The sequence below is a fragment of the Phocaeicola oris genome, assembly GCF_021295095.1.
GTDB lineage: Bacteria > Bacteroidota > Bacteroidia > Bacteroidales > Bacteroidaceae > Phocaeicola > Phocaeicola oris.
This window is the reverse complement of sequence record NZ_JAJLQX010000004.1, coordinates 95,529-114,666: the sequence shown is the minus strand read 5'-3', so window position 1 is coordinate 114,666 and position 19,138 is coordinate 95,529. Positions and strand designations below refer to the sequence as shown.

The 19,138-nt window shown below is 38.8% G+C and carries 15 protein-coding genes; 9 read left to right on the top strand and 6 right to left on the bottom strand.

The window, feature by feature from the left end:
• The first annotated feature begins 140 nt into the window (after window positions 1-140).
• The 5 genes from LO761_RS03760 (at window position 141) to LO761_RS03740 (ending at window position 8,256) form a co-directional block, all read left to right on the top strand.
• Entirely contained in the window at window positions 141-1,502 is a 1,362-nt protein-coding gene (locus LO761_RS03760; protein ID WP_272816991.1) for a TolB family protein, read from the top strand.
• Complete coding sequence (locus LO761_RS03755; RefSeq protein ID WP_272816990.1) at window positions 1,499-2,947, top strand: DUF6057 family protein; 1,449 nt, start codon at window positions 1,499-1,501, stop codon at window positions 2,945-2,947. The genes LO761_RS03760 and LO761_RS03755 overlap by 4 nt, the downstream gene beginning before the upstream one ends.
• Before the next feature lie 24 nt (window positions 2,948-2,971).
• Window positions 2,972-6,277 carry a DUF5107 domain-containing protein gene (locus tag LO761_RS03750; protein ID WP_272816989.1) on the top strand — a complete coding sequence of 1,102 codons (3,306 nt, stop codon included), beginning with the start codon at window positions 2,972-2,974 and terminating at the stop codon, window positions 6,275-6,277.
• A gap of 607 nt (window positions 6,278-6,884) precedes the next feature.
• Complete coding sequence (locus LO761_RS03745; RefSeq protein WP_272817009.1) at window positions 6,885-7,460, top strand: glutathione peroxidase; 576 nt, start codon at window positions 6,885-6,887, stop codon at window positions 7,458-7,460.
• A 4-nt stretch (window positions 7,461-7,464) separates the two neighbouring features.
• Entirely contained in the window at window positions 7,465-8,256 is a 792-nt protein-coding gene (locus LO761_RS03740) for a TerB family tellurite resistance protein (protein WP_272816988.1), read from the top strand.
• Window positions 8,257-8,513: 257 nt separating this feature from the next.
• Here the strand turns inward: LO761_RS03740 and rlmH are convergent, their stop codons facing one another.
• The 6 genes from rlmH to LO761_RS03710 form a co-directional block, all read right to left on the bottom strand.
• The gene (rlmH, locus tag LO761_RS03735) at window positions 8,514-8,987 is read right to left on the bottom strand and encodes a 23S rRNA (pseudouridine(1915)-N(3))-methyltransferase RlmH (protein WP_272816987.1); all 474 of its coding nucleotides are present in this window, start codon (window positions 8,985-8,987) and stop codon (window positions 8,514-8,516) included.
• Between the two features lie 273 nt (window positions 8,988-9,260).
• A complete protein-coding gene (gene recA, locus LO761_RS03730) occupies window positions 9,261-10,292 on the bottom strand; it encodes a recombinase RecA (RefSeq protein ID WP_272816986.1) in 1,032 nt (343 codons plus the stop codon).
• Between the two features lie 27 nt (window positions 10,293-10,319).
• A complete protein-coding gene (locus LO761_RS03725; protein WP_272816985.1) occupies window positions 10,320-11,513 on the bottom strand; it encodes a saccharopine dehydrogenase family protein in 1,194 nt (397 codons plus the stop codon).
• Window positions 11,514-11,656: 143 nt separating this feature from the next.
• A complete protein-coding gene (locus LO761_RS03720) occupies window positions 11,657-12,142 on the bottom strand; it encodes a DUF1648 domain-containing protein (protein WP_272816984.1) in 486 nt (161 codons plus the stop codon).
• Between the two features lie 21 nt (window positions 12,143-12,163).
• Window positions 12,164-12,337, bottom strand: coding sequence for an Arc family DNA-binding protein (locus LO761_RS03715; RefSeq protein WP_272816983.1), 174 nt, complete (start codon window positions 12,335-12,337; stop codon window positions 12,164-12,166).
• A gap of 2 nt (window positions 12,338-12,339) precedes the next feature.
• On the bottom strand, window positions 12,340-13,305 hold the full coding sequence (locus tag LO761_RS03710; RefSeq protein WP_272816982.1) for an SPFH domain-containing protein: 966 nt from the start codon (window positions 13,303-13,305) through the stop codon (window positions 12,340-12,342).
• 220 nt (window positions 13,306-13,525) lie between these two features.
• On the opposite strand from LO761_RS03710, the gene LO761_RS03705 reads away from it, so the two are divergent.
• From LO761_RS03705 to LO761_RS03690, 4 genes are all read left to right on the top strand, one after another.
• Window positions 13,526-13,702, top strand: a complete 177-nt coding sequence (locus LO761_RS03705; RefSeq protein WP_272816981.1) for a hypothetical protein — start codon at window positions 13,526-13,528, stop codon at window positions 13,700-13,702.
• A gap of 60 nt (window positions 13,703-13,762) precedes the next feature.
• Complete coding sequence (locus tag LO761_RS03700) at window positions 13,763-14,335, top strand: RNA polymerase sigma factor (protein ID WP_272816980.1); 573 nt, start codon at window positions 13,763-13,765, stop codon at window positions 14,333-14,335.
• An 84-nt stretch (window positions 14,336-14,419) separates the two neighbouring features.
• A complete protein-coding gene (locus LO761_RS03695; protein WP_272816979.1) occupies window positions 14,420-15,631 on the top strand; it encodes a FecR family protein in 1,212 nt (403 codons plus the stop codon).
• 302 nt (window positions 15,632-15,933) lie between these two features.
• The gene (locus LO761_RS03690) at window positions 15,934-19,128 is read left to right on the top strand and encodes a TonB-dependent receptor (protein ID WP_272816978.1); all 3,195 of its coding nucleotides are present in this window, start codon (window positions 15,934-15,936) and stop codon (window positions 19,126-19,128) included.
• Window positions 19,129-19,138 lie beyond the last annotated feature (10 nt).

Genomic DNA, 19,138 nt, shown 5'->3' with positions numbered 1-19,138 from the left:
ACGGGCTTTGGTTTTTGCTAAAGCCCGTTTTTTATTATATTTGTAGCAATAACTTTTTACCCATAATGGATTTTAAATCTTGTATAGTTATTTTGATAGTTTTGTTGAGTAGTTGTCAGCACCAACGAATAACTCAAGAAGTGTCTGACACATATCCTAATATTTTTCCGGATTATGTTGATGTAACTGTACCATATTCTGTTGCTCCTTTAAATTTTAGCGTAGCTGATGCTGAGGCAATTCAAGTCGATGTAAAAGACGCAAAAGGCGAAGTCATTTCTTTCTTTGGAAAAAGGCTGATTGATTTCTCAAAGAAATGGACTACTCTCTTGAAAGAAAATAAAGGTAATGATATTCAAGTAACAGTTTCCGTATGGACGAAGGAGCATCCTAATGGTATTAGATATCAGAGTTTCCCCATCCACATTGCAACAGATGATATAGATCCTTATATAGCATACCGCTTGATAGAGCCCGGATACGAAAGCTGGAAACGGATAGAACTTTGTGAAAGGCAATTATCTTCATTCAAGGAAAAAGTATTCGTGAGTAATAAGACAGCGGAAAATGCATGTCTGAATTGTCATTCTTTTTATAACTATTCTCCTGATACTTTTTTGTTTCATGTCAGAGGAAAGAATGGCGGGACGGTATTTTATAAGAACGGGCAAGTCAATAAAGTCGATTTGACAAAATTGTCTTTAAGAAAGCAGGGAGTTTATCCGATGTGGCATCCAGATGGACGTTTTGTAGCTTTTGCTTCAAATAAAACATTCCAAGTATTTTATCATCAAGGGGAGAAACCATTAGAGGTTTTTGACCAAGAATCTAATATCATTCTTTATGACACGCAAAAGAATGAAACTTCAACAGCTGAGTCTATTAGTGGTGATTCCATCTTCGAGACTTTCCCTGCATGGGCTCCTGACGGCAACAGTTTATATTTTTCTTCCGCGAAGAAGAAAAATGTTCCGGATAGCGTGAAGAATATACATTATAGTATAGTTAGAGTTGCATTCGATAAAGAAAAGGGAATGTTTTCCGAACATGTTGACACTCTTTATGCCGCTACAGATACAACGAGTGCTTCATGGCCTCGTATTTCACCCGATGGGAAATACCTTCTTTATACATTAGCCGGATATGGAACTTTTCCTATTTGGCATAAAGAAGCTGATTTAAAAATGATGAATCTTATTGATGGAGAGGAAGTTGATACGAATATTATTAATAGTAGCGATACTGAAAGTTATCATTCTTGGTCGTCAAATGGGCGATGGGTGCTTTTTACCAGTAGGCGTATAGACGGGCGTTATACCCGACTTTTTATTGCTTATTTTGATAAGAACGGAAAGTTCCATAAGCCTTTCTTGTTGCCTCAAAAAGATCCGGAAGATAATGTCACCCGATTGCGATCATATAATGTCCCTGAGTTTGTTTTGGACGAGATTAAAACGACAGGAAATGCGTTAAAAGAAATCTTTAAAACGATGAAGAAATGAGAAATAGGTATTTAATATTATTGTTGTGTCTGATAGCGCCGCTCATCTTCTTCATTTGGTTTGTGTATTATCCTTATACTCTTTGGGCGAAGGAAGCAACAAGTTTTTTTATTTGGACTCCTGATTATATTCACCTGACGATGTCCGGAAATGGTGGAATTCCGGCTTTAATTGGTAACTTTTTATTGCAGTTTTATCGTTGGCCATTAATAGGCGCGACATTCCAAGCCGTTTTTCCTACATTGATTTTATTGGCAGTAATGCATGTTATATATCGACTTCCCATATCGAAAGATTGGTATATTATAGCTTTACTTCCGGCTTTGGTAGTTGCATGGTATCAGTTTACGGAGAATCAGCTTATAATATCCGTTCGTTGGGTTCTTATTTTTATAATGATTGCTATTATTATAGAAATCCTGTTCCGCGTATTCAAAAAAGAAACCGTTATCCGGTCTCAGAATGGCTTAGCGAAGAGAATAGTGCTAAGTGCCGTTTCGTTGATTTTGATGGCATGTTTCTATGTGAAAGCAGTTTCAAATGCAGAGTATAAGTTGACAGAACGGACAAATCGGTTGGATTATTATGCTTATACAAGTCGTTGGAACGATATTTTAAATCTGATAGGTAATAATACAAATGCTACAGGAAGGGATTTGTGCTATATTACGTTGGCTTTGAACCAACAGGGGAAGTTAGGTGATTATATCTTTCATTATCCCGTTAATTCGGAAGAGTATTTTCTGAATTTGGGAGTTGCTTCTGAACAGGGAACATTTTTTAATCAGTTGTTTTATTCCAATATCGGACTTTATAATCAGGCCATTCATCAGGCTTTTCAAGAAGCTACCAAAACTAAAAACGGGATGAGTTTTAGGGTAATAATGAATCTGATAAAGTATAATATTGCTATTGGGAATGAGCAGATGGCTAATAAGTATATGGATATACTTTCACATGCTTCTTGTTATGCGGAATGGATTGTAAAGAGGAGAATTGAACTGGCTGCTTCTTTAAAGTCTGAACGGAAAGAAGATCCTCAGACTGTTTATATGACAAATACTACTTTACGTAATTTATATAGTTTTGTTCAGGCGGGGAATGAGAATGTCGCGCTGAATAATTATTATTTGTGTGCTTTGCTTATTCATAAAAATATGTTAGCATTCACTGCCCATTTGAATACTCATAAATATTTGTTGAAAGATGGTATTCCCATTCATTATATGGAAGCATTGGTATTGGCCGCAACTCAAGGATATACGGTAGAAGGAGTATCTATTCCTGATTTGTATATTCAAAGATTTAATGAATTTCAATCTTTGATTAAAACGCGGAATCAACCGGCTATTGCTGCTAAATATAAGTTTACTTATTGGTATAACTATTACTTTATGACTTTTCCTGATGATCCGAATATAGAAAGTGAAGCACATGTTAATTAATAATTAATCTAATAAACCATGAATTTGAAATCGAAACTATTGTTATTCATGTTTTGTGGTGTTATCTCTATGATGGGACAAAACGTGAACATGAGCGTTGAGAAAGAAAGTCTTCCAACGTATAAGTTAGGGAGTCCGGAGGTAGACCCAATATTCTTTACAGGCAGAGTTTATCAAGGTGCTGAGGGGTACATTTATCCGTATCCTTTATATGATGTCTTGACAGAAGAGAAAGTAGATAAGGAATATGAGATCCTTCGTCTTGATAATCAGTATGTCAATATTGGAGTACTTCCTGAAATTGGTGGACGTATTCTTCAGGCAACTGATTTAACGAATGATTATCATTTCTTTTATACACAGACCGGTATTAAGCCTGCTTTGATTGGTATGCTGGGAGCCTGGCTTTCAGGAGGAGTAGAGTGGAATATTCCTGATCATCATCGTGCCAGTAGTTATATGCCGGTAGATTATAAGATGGAGGAGAATGCTGATGGGAGCAAGACTGTTTGGGTTGGAGAAACAGAGTTACGCCATCGTTTAAAATGGTCGGTAGGCATTACAGTTTATCCGAATCGTTCATGGGTGGAAGCAAAGGTGAGAGTGATTAATCCGACTCCAATGATTCAGTCTATGCTTTATTGGGCAAATGTATCCGTTCATTGTAATGAGCAATATCAAGTGATATTTCCATCGGATGTGCAAGCAGGTGTAGATCATCATAAGGTTTATTTTACTCCTTGGCCGGATGGACCAATCACGCAAGGTAACAAAACAAATATTGATCTTTCATGGTGGAAGAATTTCACAGAATCGAGTCGTTCTATCTTTGCGTGGGGAAGTAAAATGAACTTCTTGGCCGGATATGATTATGGTAAAGACGCGGGAACAGTTCATGTTGCCAATCGTTTCAAAGTCCCGGGAAAGAAATTTTTCCTGTGGGGGAATAATCCGAGCGGACACATGTGGAACAAAATTTTGTCTGACAATGATGGACATTATTTGGAACTAATGGTTGGCGCGTATTCCGATAATCAGCCGGATTATAGTTGGATTAATCCAGGTGAAATTCGTGAGTTTTCTCAGATATGGTACCCATTGAAGGGTATTAAGGGTTGTAAGAATGCAACTGTTGACGCTGCCGTTAACTTTCAACCTGCTGAAAACGGAACTTATCTGGTAGGATATAATGCTTCAACAAAGTATGATAATGCTCGCGTGGTAGTGAAATTCAAAGATCGAATATTGATGGAGCGGAAAATTAATATTGATCCTGATAAATATTTCTTGGAAAACGTCAAGGTTCCTTCTGAAGCTCAATCATGGGAATTGTATACTGCGCTTTATGATGCGGACGGGAATATATTGGTCGACTATACGCCTGTTAAGTTGGAGAAGAAAGAATTGCCAAAAGTGATTGATGGGACAAAACCGGTTAAGGAGTATAAGACGAATGAAGAATTGTATCTTGCGGGTTTACGGGTCGATCAGTTTAATAATGCACGGCTATCATATATGGATTTTTATCAAGAGGCTTTGAGTCGCGATTCTATGGATGCCAGAGTAAATATTGAAGTTGGGAAGCATTTTATTCGTCAGGGAGAATGGGCAAAGGCCGAAAAACATTTGCTTCGAGCTCAGGCTCGTTTGGAGCATGATTATACGCGTGCCAAGAATACGGAAGCCGATTATTATTTAGGATATCTCTATCGGCTGATGGGTAAAACCGTAGATGCAGAAGAGAATTTGTGGGCTGCCACTTATACTCCTGATTATAAGCATCCGGCATTCTATCAGTTGGCTGTGCAAGCGGTCAATGAAAAGAATTATGCTGAGGCTTTGGATTTAATCGATCAGTCATTGTTGGTAGGTGCTCACGATTTGCAGGCTTTAAGCGTTAAGGCTTACATCCTTCGTCATTTAGAAAAGAAAAGTGAGGCTAATGAAGTCATAAAAATTATTAAGTCTGTTGATCCGTTAGATTATTGGAGTGAGTTTGAGAAGAGCTACATTGATAATGATAATTTGTCGTTCCTTTCATCAGGTCGTAAGTATAGAAGTGAAGGAATCATTGCTGTTCAGGAATTATTAGAAGTTGTTGCCAATTATTTGACATTGGGAGATAAGATTGCTGCGGGGGAGGTACTTGATACGGCTATGGCTATTGGCACTCCTTTTGCCGATTATCCATTGGTTCATCTTTATAAAGCGTATACTTTAGTTGATAGTAATGAGGCTGAAGCTGTTCAGGAAATCAGGAAAGCCGGTGTTCTTTTACCGAATAATAACTTCCCTTTCAGAATAGAAGAGATTCCAATATTTGAGTGTTTGTTGAAACTTCAACCACAGGATTCTTATTTGCATTATTATTATGGTAATCTTCTATATTATCTCGGTCAAAAGGATTACGGATTGCAGGAATGGCATCAGTCTGTTGATTTAAATCCGAATTTTGCGTTAGCATGCAGAAATGTGGGCTTTGGCGAAGGACAGAAAGCCAATTATGCAGCATCTATGAAGTACTATGACATGGCTGTTAAAGCAAATCCTAACGATCCATTGTTGTTGACCGAATCGGATAAGATTTATGAAAAAGCCGGAACTTCTTCTGATATTCGTATGAAACGCTTGGAGAAGAACTACAAAACGGTGTTGAAACACGATGATGCTGTTATGAGATTACTTTCGCTGTATAATGAAACAGGTAATTATGAGAAGGCTGCTAAGATTATGGATAATCGTCATTTCCATTTGTGGGAAGGTGGTGGAGAAATCCATGTTATTTATGCGAATTCTCACATGCTGAATGGTATGAACCTCTTGAAAAGAAAGTATTATCAAAAGGCTATTAATGAGTTTGATTTGGCTATGCAGTATCCGGCTAATTTGGAGGTTGCCCCTTCATCAAGAGGCGGATACGAGGCTAAAGCTTATTATTTGCAGGGTGTCGCTTACGAAGGGTTGAATCAGGTTGATAAAGCAAATGAGGCTTTCGAGAAGTCTGCAACAGCTAAGGCGTTTGGTTCTTCCGATTTGCAGTATTATAAGGTTAAATCTTTGCGTAAATTAGGTAAAACTGCTGACGCAGACCAACTGTTAAGCCAGATGGCGCAGACTCGTACCAATTTGCAAAAGAACTTAATGGATAATTATGCCAAGTTTGGTGAAGCTGACAAGAATGTTCAGCAGAGTAATCTTAATTATTTCAGCGGCCTGATTGAATTGTTGCAAGGCAATAATTCTGAAGCACAGAAGTCTTTCTCTGATGCTTTGAAATTATATTCCGGTAATGTATGGGCTGAATGGATGAGTAAAGGAATTATATTCTAAAATAAGATGATTTGATGAAATAACAGAAAGGTTATGTAGAAACTTACAAGGTAGGGAATACGGCCTTATAGTATGTTTAAGCGGTGTTTTCTTCTTTCCGTTAGGTTCATTAAAATTGTTATAAAGACTGGTAAGAGAGGCTGTTCCAAAATGATTTTGCGACAGTCTCTTTACGTTTAAAACAGCCTGTTACAATAAAATTTCTTTAATCGAAAATTAGCAAGGTCTTTTGAGAAAGGAAATTTCTGGAACCTTATATCTGGGGAATAAAAATAAATGCCGTCTCAAGTCTATTTTGAGATAGTTTCCGTCTTCATCGGTGATGAAACCATATTGCTCCGAATCGGAATAAGTATTAGCGCCAATAAGAGGAGAATGAGAACTCTTTTCCAATACGAATCCGGAGATGACTATATTTTGCGCATATTCAAGTTAATTGTGTTAATAATATAATTGATATCTATTTTTTAGAGACACTTTCTTTTTTGATGTAAAGTTTTTTTTTTCTTATTTATTCTTAACAACAAGTGTTGATTGTGTTTTATTTTGTACATTTGGCCGAATTGTTAAATTAATGACGTATGCGTAAAGTATTTTTTTATTGGCGATGCTGATCTCAACTATTGTTGTGGCTCAGAAAGACGTATATCAGTTTTCGGTTAAGGATGCTGATGGAAAGAATGTGCCCCTTTCGAATTATAAAGGAAAAGTACTTCTTATTGTGAATACTGCGACAAAGTGTGGTTTCACACCGCAGTATAAAGAACTTCAGGCACTCTACGAGAAATATAAAGACCAAGGATTTGTTATTTTGGATTTTCCTTGTAATCAGTTTGGAGAGCAGGCTCCCGGTACAATTGCTGAGATACATAGCTATTGTACAGCAAATTTCGATATCTCCTTTCCTCAGTTCGATAAGATTGAAGTGAATGGAACGAATGCCGATCCGCTTTATACTTATCTGAAAGAGAAGAAAGGGTTTGCAGGATTCGATTTATCCGATCCGACAGGAAAGTTTATGGACCAAATGCTGCAGAAGAATGATAAGAATTATAAGAGTAACCCTGATATTAAATGGAATTTCACCAAATTCCTTATTGACAGACAGGGAAATGTGATAAATCGTTTTGAGCCTACAACAAAAATGATGTTTATCGAAGCGGATGTAAAGAAATTATTGTAGAAACGTGAGCACAGCTAAGTGGATAGGTGGAATATTAGGATTTATGACCTTTGGTCCTTTGGGGGCATTGGCGGGGTATTTTATCGGTTCGTTGTTCGATGACTCTTCTGTAAGTTTCAATGGTAGAACTTTCGGGGATTCCTCAGGAGGGTATTCACAGCAGCAGACATATCAGGGGCAACGAAACAGTTTTCTTTTCTCCATGTTGGTTCTGGCTTCTTATGTAATTAAGGCGGACGGAAAGATTATGCACAGTGAGATGGAGTATGTCCGAAACTTTTTGCGTATGAATTTTGGTGAGGCCGCTGTTGATCAGGGAGAGAAGATTTTGAAGAATCTTTTTGAACAACAGAAGCAGATGGATGCCAAGACTCCGGGAGCGTTTAAGAATACCATCCGCGATTGCAGTCGGCAGATTGCGGCGAATTTAGATTACAGTCAGCGACTTCAGCTGCTTGATTTCCTTGTTCGTATAGCACAAAGTGACGGGAAAGTGTCGCAAGAGGAGATTACTGCTCTGAAAGAGTTAGCCGGCTATATGCAAGTCTCCGATTCTGAAGTTGATTCACTACTGAACTTAGGCGGTAATACATTGGAGGATGCTTATAAAGTACTCGAAATTTCTCCTTCTGCTACAGATGATGAAGTTCGTGCGGCATACCGGAAGCTGGCCTTGAAACATCATCCCGATAAGGTTGCCACGTTAGGCGAGGATGTACGCAAGGCTGCAGAGCAAAAGTTTCAGGAAATTAATAACGCAAAAGAGCGGATTTATAAAGCCCGTGGAATAAAATGATCGTTTAATTTACTTGCTTCTCCTATTCTTTTTGCAGATTCTTTTTACAATTTAATCTCCTCACGTGCGTGGGGAGGTTGTACCACGTGCGTGATACACGTGCACCACGTGCGTGAGGAAGTTGCACCACGTGCGTGGTACACGTGTATCTCCTTCGAGACGTGCTTAGTTGTTGTTATAAAACAGATAGATTGCCTTATAATATACTTAGTTCATGGGTATAATACACCTAATAGATGAAAAAGAAAGGCTTTGATTTATTCGTGATGATAGGGCTCTCCTTTTAAGATGGTCATAGCCCTGTAAAACTGCTCTACAAAGATCAGACGAATCATCTGGTGATTGAAAGTCATTTTTGAAAGTGATATTTTTCCCTGTGCTGCCTCATAAACTTTTTGTGAGAATCCATAAGGTCCTCCGATGATGAATATTAATCGTTTGTTTACTGTTTGCATTTTCCGGTTCATCCATTGAGCGAACTCTACCGACCGGAACTCTTTGCCGTGCTCATCGAGTAGTATAGGAATGTCGCCTTGTTGTATAGCTTTTAAAATCAGTTCGCCTTCTTTTTCTTTTTGCTGAGTCTCATTCAGGTTCTTTGTATTTTTCAATTCAGGAATAATTTCCATTTCAAAGGGAACATAATGTTTGATACGTTCTATATAGTCGGCTATGCTTTTCGTATAAAGCTTGTCGATAGTGCGCCCGACAACGAGTAAAACAAATTTCATCAGCGAAGATATTGGTTCATTCTACAAAAATAAGCGATTGTCGACAAAAAACGACTGTTTGTCTGTTTTATTTTCTCTCTCTTCTTGCATGTTTTATATTTGTGCCAATATTAAGCGGTTAAGCGGTAGAAGATTATAATTAACATACTTAATGGGATATATAAATTAATGGGGTTAAGGTAAAATAGGTTGTGAATAGGTTAAATAAAAAGGCGAATCGTGAGACTCGCCTTTTTATTTTCGTTTTCAGATGATTATTTTTGTTATTATTAATTATTCTTTGTCTTTCAGCGCGTCGAACACTTTCTTTTCAAGTTCTTCAGCCAATTCGGGATTATCTTCTATGACTTGTTTACAAGCGTCACGTCCTTGGGCTAACCTTGTATCTTCGTAACTGAACCATGATCCGCTCTTTTTAATAACACCCAATTCAGAACCTAAGTCAACGATTTCACCGGACTTAGATATTCCTTTACCGAACATAATATCGAATTCCGCCTTTCGGAAAGGAGGAGCTACTTTATTCTTAACAATCTTTACGCGAACTTGGTTTCCGATAACCTCATCACCGTTCTTTAACTGACCTGTTTTACGGATGTCCAAACGGACAGATGCGTAGAATTTCAGGGCATTACCTCCGGTTGTAGTCTCCGGATTACCGAACATGACACCAATCTTTTCACGTAACTGATTAATAAAGATACAAGTGGTGTTAGTTTTACTAATTGCCGCAGTCAGTTTTCGCAAGGCTTGCGACATTAGTCTGGCTTGTAAGCCAAGTTTGTTATCTCCCATATCACCTTCTATTTCAGCTTTTGGAGTTAAAGCCGCTACAGAATCAATGACAATGATATCTATTGCGGATGAGCGTATTAACTGCTCTGCGATTTCCAGAGCCTGTTCTCCATTATCCGGTTGTGAAATCCACAGATTATCAACATCTACGCCTAAGTTCGCCGCGTAGAAACGATCGAATGCATGTTCTGCGTCAATAAACGCGGCGATACCGCCTCGTTTCTGAGCTTCTGCAATAGCATGGATAGCCAAGGTTGTTTTACCGGAAGACTCCGGACCATAGATTTCAATAATTCGGCCTTTCGGATAACCACCAACTCCTAAAGCCGCGTTTAATGCAATAGAGCCGGTAGGTATTACATCTACTTGTTCTACACTGTTATCCCCCAATTTCATGATGGATCCTTTTCCGAAGTTTTTCTCAATCTTGTCCATTGCCGCCTGTAGTGCTTTTAGCTTTTCGGCATTATCGTTCGCTTCAGTCATTTTCTTTTCTTCATTTTTTGCCATAGATACATGTTTTAGAATAGTTTGTTATTATAGTTCCAAATCACCATCGAATACTTCATGCCAAGGTAAGCCTTGTTTGTTCAGTTGTTCCATAAAGGGGTCCGGGTCGAATTCTTCAGTATTCCATACTCCCGGCTTTTTCCAAATGCCTTTCATGAACATCATCGCTCCAATCATGGCCGGTACACCGGTAGTATAGCTAACTCCCTGCATGCCGGTTTCTTCGTATGCTGCCTGATGGCTGCAATTGTTGTATACATAATAAGTATGTTCTTTTCCGTTTTTTAATCCGCGGATACGGCAACCGATAGAAGTCTCACCTTCATAATTCTTACCCAAGTCTTGTGGATTTGGTAATACGGCTTTTAGGAATTGTAGTGGTACAATCTCCATTCCGTTATAATTAATAGGTTTGATACTTGCCATTCCAATGTCTTGAATAACTCTCAAATGAGTGAGGTACTCTTGCCCGAATGTCATCCAGAAACGGGCACGTTTTATGGTTGGATAGTTTTTAACCAGCGATTCCAATTCTTCATGGTGCATTAAATAGCTCTCACGTGGCCCGATGTTCGGGTAGTTTAACGTCTTGTGAACTTCTAATGGTTCTGTTTCTTGCCATTTTCCGTCTTCGTAGTACTGCCCTTTCTGTGTAATCTCACGGATATTAATCTCCGGATTAAAGTTCGTAGCAAATGCTTTATGGTGATTACCTGCGTTACAGTCTACAATATCCAAATATTGAATTTCATCGAAGATGTGCTTTGCGGCGTATGCTGTGTATATCTGACTGACTCCCGGGTCAAATCCGCAGCCGAGAATGGCAGTCAGGCCGGCTTCTTCAAAACGTTTCTTATATGCCCACTGCCAACTGTATTCAAAATGGGCAATATCTTTAGGCTCATAATTGGCAGTATCTTCATAGTTCACGCCACTTTTCAGACAAGCTTCCATAATGGTAAGGTCTTGATAAGGCAAGGCTAAGTTGATGACTATTTCGGGTTTAAAACTGTCGAACAGCTTAACCAGTTCGTCCACGTTATCCGCGTCAACTTGTGCTGTTTTGATTGCCGGATTACCGATTGCCTTCACAATGGCATCACATTTCGACTTGGTACGGCTCGCAATCATGATATCTGTGAATACGTCAGGATTCTGAGCTACCTTGTGTGCCGCAACGGTTGCTACGCCGCCTGCGCCGATAATTAATACTCTACCCATTTTCTGTTTTCAAAAATTAAAAATAAAGCTCAGCAGAGTTTCTGCCGAATTAATTTTACTTGGAAAGCAAAGATAACATTTTCTTTTTACCCATAAAGTACTTCTACCGATATTTTTTATGAACATATAGTCGGACTGATTGTTTATTTTCCCGCCCGATATATCTTTATCGTATAAACAACGCTTGTCCCGATAACACCTGTTATACTGATAAAGAAGAGTATTCGCCATAGTATGCTACAGCTCGGTAGAACAAAAGCAGACATGGAGAGTATGATGGAAAGGAAAAGAATGGAGCACCATACACTAAGTACTCTGCACATACGACTGCACATATTTTGTTGTATGGCTAACCTTTCCGGGTTTAACCTTATCGGCAAATTTACTAAATTTGGGAAGAAAGAGGAAAGAATAGTCAGTGTTACACAAACAATATTAATTCCGTTTATAAAGTATATATTGCTTTTTGACCCAAAACCATCTGCCTCCATCAACGCATTAAAGTGCGTTGGAATAGTTTCCGGTAATCTGGGATAAATAATGATGGAAAGAATGATGGTTATTAGAACGATGAAGATACTCACAAGTATCAGTATCTTATCAGTATGCGAGGTAATAAAAATTCTCATAGATTATTACGGATTAGTTGTTTATTCTTTCTTTTTCTTTAACCTGCCACTTTTACGAAGAGCTTCCGTAATGATCCACTGCAACTGACCGTTTGTGGAACGGAACTCATCTGCAGCCCATTTTTCTATCGCGTTCATGGTTTCGGTATCAACACGCAGAATGAAGCTCTTCGTCGTAGTATCTTTCTTTGCCATTATCACATGTTTAGTGTACCGGAGTTCACTACCGGTTGAGCCGGTTCATCAGCGCAAAGCACAACCATCAGGTTGCTAACCATAGCAGCTCTTTTGTCATCATCCAATTCGACAACTTCTTCTGCTGACAATTTGTCGAGTGCCATCTTTACCATAGAAACAGCGCCTTCAACTATCTTCTCTCGGGCTGTAATGATTGCGCTTGCCTGCTGACGACGAAGCATAACGGCCGCGATTTCCGGAGCATAGGCCAAATAATTAATGCGTGCTTCAACTATTTCTATACCGGCCATCTCCAGACGCTCATTCAATTGATTAACCAACTGGTCGTTAATTTCTTTGTTACCGCCACGGAGTGTCAGTTCTCCGGTATCAGAGGTGCTGTCATCGTACGCATATTCTCCCGCAACTTGACGAAGAGCCGCGTCACTCTGTACACGGACAAACTCTTCAAAGGCATTCATTCTTTCTGCTACACTTGTCTGGATGCCGTCTTTTTTGTTACTGATAGACGAAGCCATAGTTTGTGCGTCAATTTCGAACATTGCTTTATAGGTATCTTTTAATTTCCAAACCAGTACCAGACCAATCATGATGGGGTTACCTATTTTATCGTTTACCTTGATAGGTTCACCATTCAAATTTCTGGCACGAAGGGAGAGTTTCTTTTTGTTTAAGAAAGGATTTACCCAGAAGAAGCCTGTCCGACTGAATGTTCCTTTATATTTTCCGAAGAGGATCATTACTCGGGTTTCGTTCGGCTCTTGTGAAAAGAAGCCTGCCAAACCGATGAAAAACATAATCGCCAAGATGATAATACCTATTATAGGCATGGTTAAAGAATTTCCACTTGTCGTAGCTGCATAGGTTATGATTAAACCTATAACTACTAATATCATAAAGGCGAGAAACAAGGCTAAAAAGCCATTCATTTTAAATCCGTTAAATGTAAATTCTGACTGTTTCATAAGATTTAATTTTGATATTATTTTGATATCACAAAAAACAGAATAAATTTTTAAACATCCAAATAAATTCTTTATGTTTGAGAACATAATTTGGGAAGTAATGGTAAAGATTTGCTTTCATCTTTTATAATATGCGAGTTTAATGAAATATGAGTCTTTTTTAATTGGATGATTGTTTTACCATGTATTGGGTAATACAACTTGCCTTATGATGATTTTTATGAATAACGGCATTGCTTATGCCGTCAACAGAAAGATTGTGCTGAACATTCTCTTTGAATTAAAAAACTCAACCCTATCTCCTTTCACGTTCTTATTTATCAGACCAATGGTAGCATACGAGCTATGGTGGTGCCGGTTTGATGATGGCTGCGGACTGTCAATATGTTTAATGTAATAATTTCATTTTAAATAGAAATTTCATATTTTTGTATGAGGTTATAGCATTTAATACTCTATGGAGGAAAGTCAGATAAAATGGGAACAGTTTGTATCCGGCGATGATAACGCTTTCGCTTGGATATATGCTGCTTATGTTCAAAGACTTTTTCATTATGGCGTTTGTTTCTGTCCGGATAAAGAGTTAGTGAAAGATTGCATTCAGTCTTTATTTACTGATTTGTTTAAAAATCGTTTTCAGACTAATCAACCGAAAAACATTAAAGTTTATCTGTTTTCTGCATTGAAAAATAATCTTTTTAAGGAGGTACAAAGGAAACAGATGAGAGAAGGTATAACGGACGATATCCATTTTTCTTTAGATCTTTCCGCGGAAGAACAATTTATTGCTGATGAGAAATATCTTCTGGAAAAGAAAAAAGTGTCTCAGTTATTATCATTGCTGACACCTCGTCAGAAAGAGATTATTTATTTCCGCTTCATTCAGGAAATGAGTATGGATGAAATTTGCTCTATCATGAATTTAAATTATCAATCGGCTCAAAACCTTATTCAACGTTCGTTAAATAAATTGCGTGAACAACAAAAAGACCTTTGTCTTCTGTTTGTGCTCTCTTTCTTTTTTCATTAAAAGTTAAAACAATTGAAAATAAATTCTATTCAGTGAGTATATTTTCTTGCTGAACGACTCTTATAATTGAAATAGAGGAAAACTATGATTCCAGAAAAAGATTATAAAGGGTATACGGCAAATCAGCTTTTAAACGATGAAAGATTCGTTCAATGGTGTCTGTCACCGGAGGACGAAAGCAATGTTTATTGGCATTTATTGAAAGAAAATGACCCTTTGTTAAGTGAAGAAATTGACAAAGCATGTGTGTTCGTTACGCATTTGCGTCAAGACTTATATACTCCTGATTTTACTCAACAGGAAGAACAAGAATTGTGGCAGCGTATCCGACATGAAAATAAGTTGTATTTATCTCGTAAAAGGTTTATTCAATGTTTTAAATGGGTGACGGCAGCTGCTGTTTTCTTTGCATGTGTCTGGGGATTTTGGAGATATAATTCCGATAGCACGCGGGAACTTGATTATTTGTCAGTTATTGAATCGAATAAGAATGTGGCAAGTACTTCAGATGATGTACAATTGGTCTTAGGAAAAGATAAGAAGATTAGTATTCAGGAGAAAGAGAGTCGGGTAGAATATACTTCAGATGGTGAAGTAACGGTAAACTCTCAAATGGTGGACAATATGAAAGGACAGGAATCATCACAATCTTTGAACCAACTCATAGTTCCGTATGGTAAACGTTCTTCAATTACTTTTTCCGATGGAACTCAAATTTGGGTAAATTCCGGTTCAAAAGTGATCTATCCTACAGATTTCAATACGAAGAAACGGGAAATATTTGTTGAAGGAGAGGTTTATTTAAGCGTGGCTCACAATCCTTCAGTTCCTTTTATTGTCAAGACGAGATTATTGGATGTATTAGTTCATGGAACTACCTTTAATGTTTCGGCATACGATAATGATGACGATTTACAGGTTACCTTGGTTGAGGGGAAAGTAGAGGTTAGTGCTAAAGGTATTTCGACAGAACTGAAACCAAATCAGCAATTTGCTTTGAATATAATGAAAGGTAACGGACACGTTAGGAATGTTGACGTTGCAAATTATGTAGCTTGGAAGAATGGTTATTATATTTTCGAGAAGGAACCGTTAGCACAAGTATTCAAGCGGTTGAGCAGATATTATAATGTTCAGATAGAATGTGACGAAAATGTCGGCGGACTTACATGTAGTGGCAAATTAGATTTGAAGAACCAAATAGACGAGGTTTTGGGATATCTGCGCAGAGCTGCCCCCATTTGTATAAATAGAAATGAAGATAAACTAATTATAAGTCGAATCAATAAAGAATGAGGAAGTTGCCTATGGGAAAAGTATAGATTGATAAAGATGAGCCGAAAGGTACTGGTACTACCATTCGGCTCGGAGAATTATAAGTTAACCCGATTATTAACCTACAATTTTTACAAATGTATAATTTTAAATCTAAAATCTGCATAAGAAGTGCAGAAGAAAAACAATTTCTTCGAAAAATGAAGTTATCTGCTTTATTCTTGTTTTTGGGAATGAGTATTTGTTTTGCTTCGAATACCTATTCACAAGAGACACTTATGTCTATAACAGCTAATGGTCAAACAGTTAAAGAGGTCTTTAGCATGATAGAACAAAATAGTGAGTATATCATATTTTATATGGATAATACGGTTGATCTAAACAGGAAAGTGAAGATTAATGTCAAGAAACAGCAAATAGAAAAGGTTCTTGATAAGCTCTTTGAGGGAACAGACACAGCGTATGCCATCAATGATCGCCAGATAATCATTTATAGAAATGAAACTTTTCCGAGAATGAAAGAAGTAACTAATGCAGAACAAACATATAAAATATCAGGAAAAGTTGTCGATAGTAAAGGTGAACCAATTATCGGTGCCAATATCTTGGAAAAAGGTACTACTAACGGTACGATAACAGATATGGATGGTAACTTTACTTTGAATGTGAAAAGTAGTTCTGCTATATTGGCTGTTTCTTATATTGGATATAAGTCGGCAGACGTTAAAGTTACTTCAGAGAAGGTTATGATCATAGAATTAAAGGATGATAACGAAGCTCTGGATGAAGTAATCGTTGTTGCTTATGGTACACAGAAAGCCAGATCAGTGACGGCAGCTATGAGTAAAATCAATTCTTCGGAATTGAAAGATATGCCGGTATCAAATCTTTCACAGAAGCTGCAAGGTAAATTTGCAGGCGTACAAATCTTGCATAATTCAGGAGAACCAAACGGAACTTTGTCAATTCGAATTCGCGGTCAGGCTTCTATCAATGGTGGTAACAGTCCGTTAATCGTTATAGATGGTTTTCCTACTTCATCAGGTTTAGAGAGTATAGCGCCGGAAGAAGTTGAATCTATCTCGGTACTGAAAGATGCGGCGTCCACCTCACTTTACGGTTCGCGTGCTGCCAACGGTGTCATTCTTGTCACGACTAAACAAGGCAAGGAAGGTAAGACTACTATCAACCTGAGTGCTGATTATGGTATTTCTTCTGTATCAGGTAGAGGTATGCCTGACGTGATGAACGCGCAGGAGTTCGCACAGTTTAAGAAAGAGTTCTATGAGGATGCTCAGCGTTATGAAGGGTCTACTACATCAGTACCAGAATGCTATGCCCATCCTGAGACGGTGAAGGATGGTACGAACTGGTACAAGGTACTGCTCCGTGATGCTAAGGTACAGGACTATAACTTCAGCTTACAGACGGGAACCAAGGTAGTAAAGTCAGCTGTAAATGTAAATTATAGTGATACTGAGGGTACTGTCATCAATTCGTACGCAAAGAAAATCACTGCCCGTGCGAACAACATCTTTAATGCGAGTGACCGGCTAACGTTTGGCCTGAATCTTTCTGGTTCATATATCAAGAGTCAGATACAAGACAATCTTGGCATCGACCGTCAGATTATTGGATCCTCCTTCCTGATGGACCCGCAGTTAAAGTATAAGAATGACGATGGGTCCTATCCTATTTCGTATAACCAACCGGGTATGTTTGCCAACGCGAACTATTATTTGGTGTTGCGCGACAGGAAGAACCCGCGAAAGACTATTCGCGGTACTGCCACGGGCTACGCCGAAATTAAGTTGATAGATGGTTTGAAATATCGTCTTAGCGGTAATGCTGATGTGGGCAATTACTCGCAGGAACGTTGGGTTCCCTCAACGGTCAGCGGCGGTATGTTTTCTGCTCCTCCCAATCCGGCATATGGCTCTTATAGTTCTTACAATTATTACAACTGGATGGTCGAAAACCTACTGACGTGTCAGAAAACGTTTCTCGACAAACATAACGTAGATGTGCTGTTGGGTTATTCCGCTCAGCGATCGGATGATATCAATTCTACCATCAATGCGTCGGACTATGCGGACGATTCCATCGGCTTTTTCAATGCGGCCGTGACAAAGGTCGGTAGCGGTAGCAAGGGGGCATGGTCCTTAGCATCTTGGTTAGCACGTGTCAATTATGATTATATGGGGAAGTACATCGCTTCTTTCTCATTTCGCCGCGATGGTTGTTCCCGTTTCGGTACTGATGCTCGTTGGGCAAGCTTTCCTTCTATATCACTTGGATGGGTGCTTACCGAGGAGAAATTCATGAAGAAGTTTCCTGTTATCAACTTTCTGAAGTTGCGCGGCAGTTGGGGCAAGGTAGGTAACAACAACATCGGTAACTATACTTTTATCGCTTCCATGTCCACCAATAACTATGTCAGCAATGGCGCTATTGTGGCAGGCCGCAGACTAAGTGGAATCGGCAATCGAGCGTTGACATGGGAAACCACGAAGTCATGGGACATCGGTTTGGACATGGGACTGTTCAATGACCGTATCTACTTCATGTACGATTTTTATACCAAGAGCACAAACGGTTTGCTTTATCAGATGGACATCCCTTACTCCACAGGATTCAGCACCATTATGTCGAATATCGGTGAGTTCCATTTTTGGGGACACGAGTTCACCTTACAAACAAAGAATATGGTGGGCAAGTTCACATGGAATACAGACTTCAATTTGACAATTGACCGTAACAAGGCCATCAAGCTCGGTGCAAATGATGCACCTATCGGAGGTTATCAGAATCAAGTAGATTATAACCGCACGGCTGTCGGACATCCGTTGGGCATGTTCTACGGTTATGTGTACGACGGTGTGTACATGACAGAGGAGGAATATCGCACTCAGCCAAAGCACAATTCTTCGGACGTAGGTACGGTGCGAATGAAGGATGTCAACGGTGATGGTATCGTCGATAGTAATGACAAAACTTTTATCGGTAATCCGAATCCGGATTTTCTGTTCGGTATCACTAATTCTTTCACATGGAAGAATTTTGATGCCAGCATTGTGATGTCAGGCTCGGTAGGCAATGACATTATTGATGCTACCTATGAATGGACTGAAAACATTGATGGCGTGTTCAACGTGCGCAAGTGTGTGAAAGACCGATGGCGTTCGTTGGAGAATCCTGGTAAAGGTGAAATTCCAAGGACAAAGGCTGGTACTACAGAATTATTTCGTTTCACCAATTCACGTTGGGTATTTGATGGCAGTTACCTGATGGTTAAGAATGTGACAGTGGGCTACACTTTTCCGTTTAAGCGTAATCCTTATGTGAAATCTTTACGTCTGTATCTCACGGGTCAGAATCTGCTGACGTTTACGAAGTATTCAGGCATGAACCCAGAAGTCAGCCGTAGTGGTACTGGTGGTCTGAATTTTTATGGTGTCGATCACACGGCATATCCTGTATCACGGGTTTATACGGTAGGTTTGAATGTTACATTTTAAAAAGGATCAG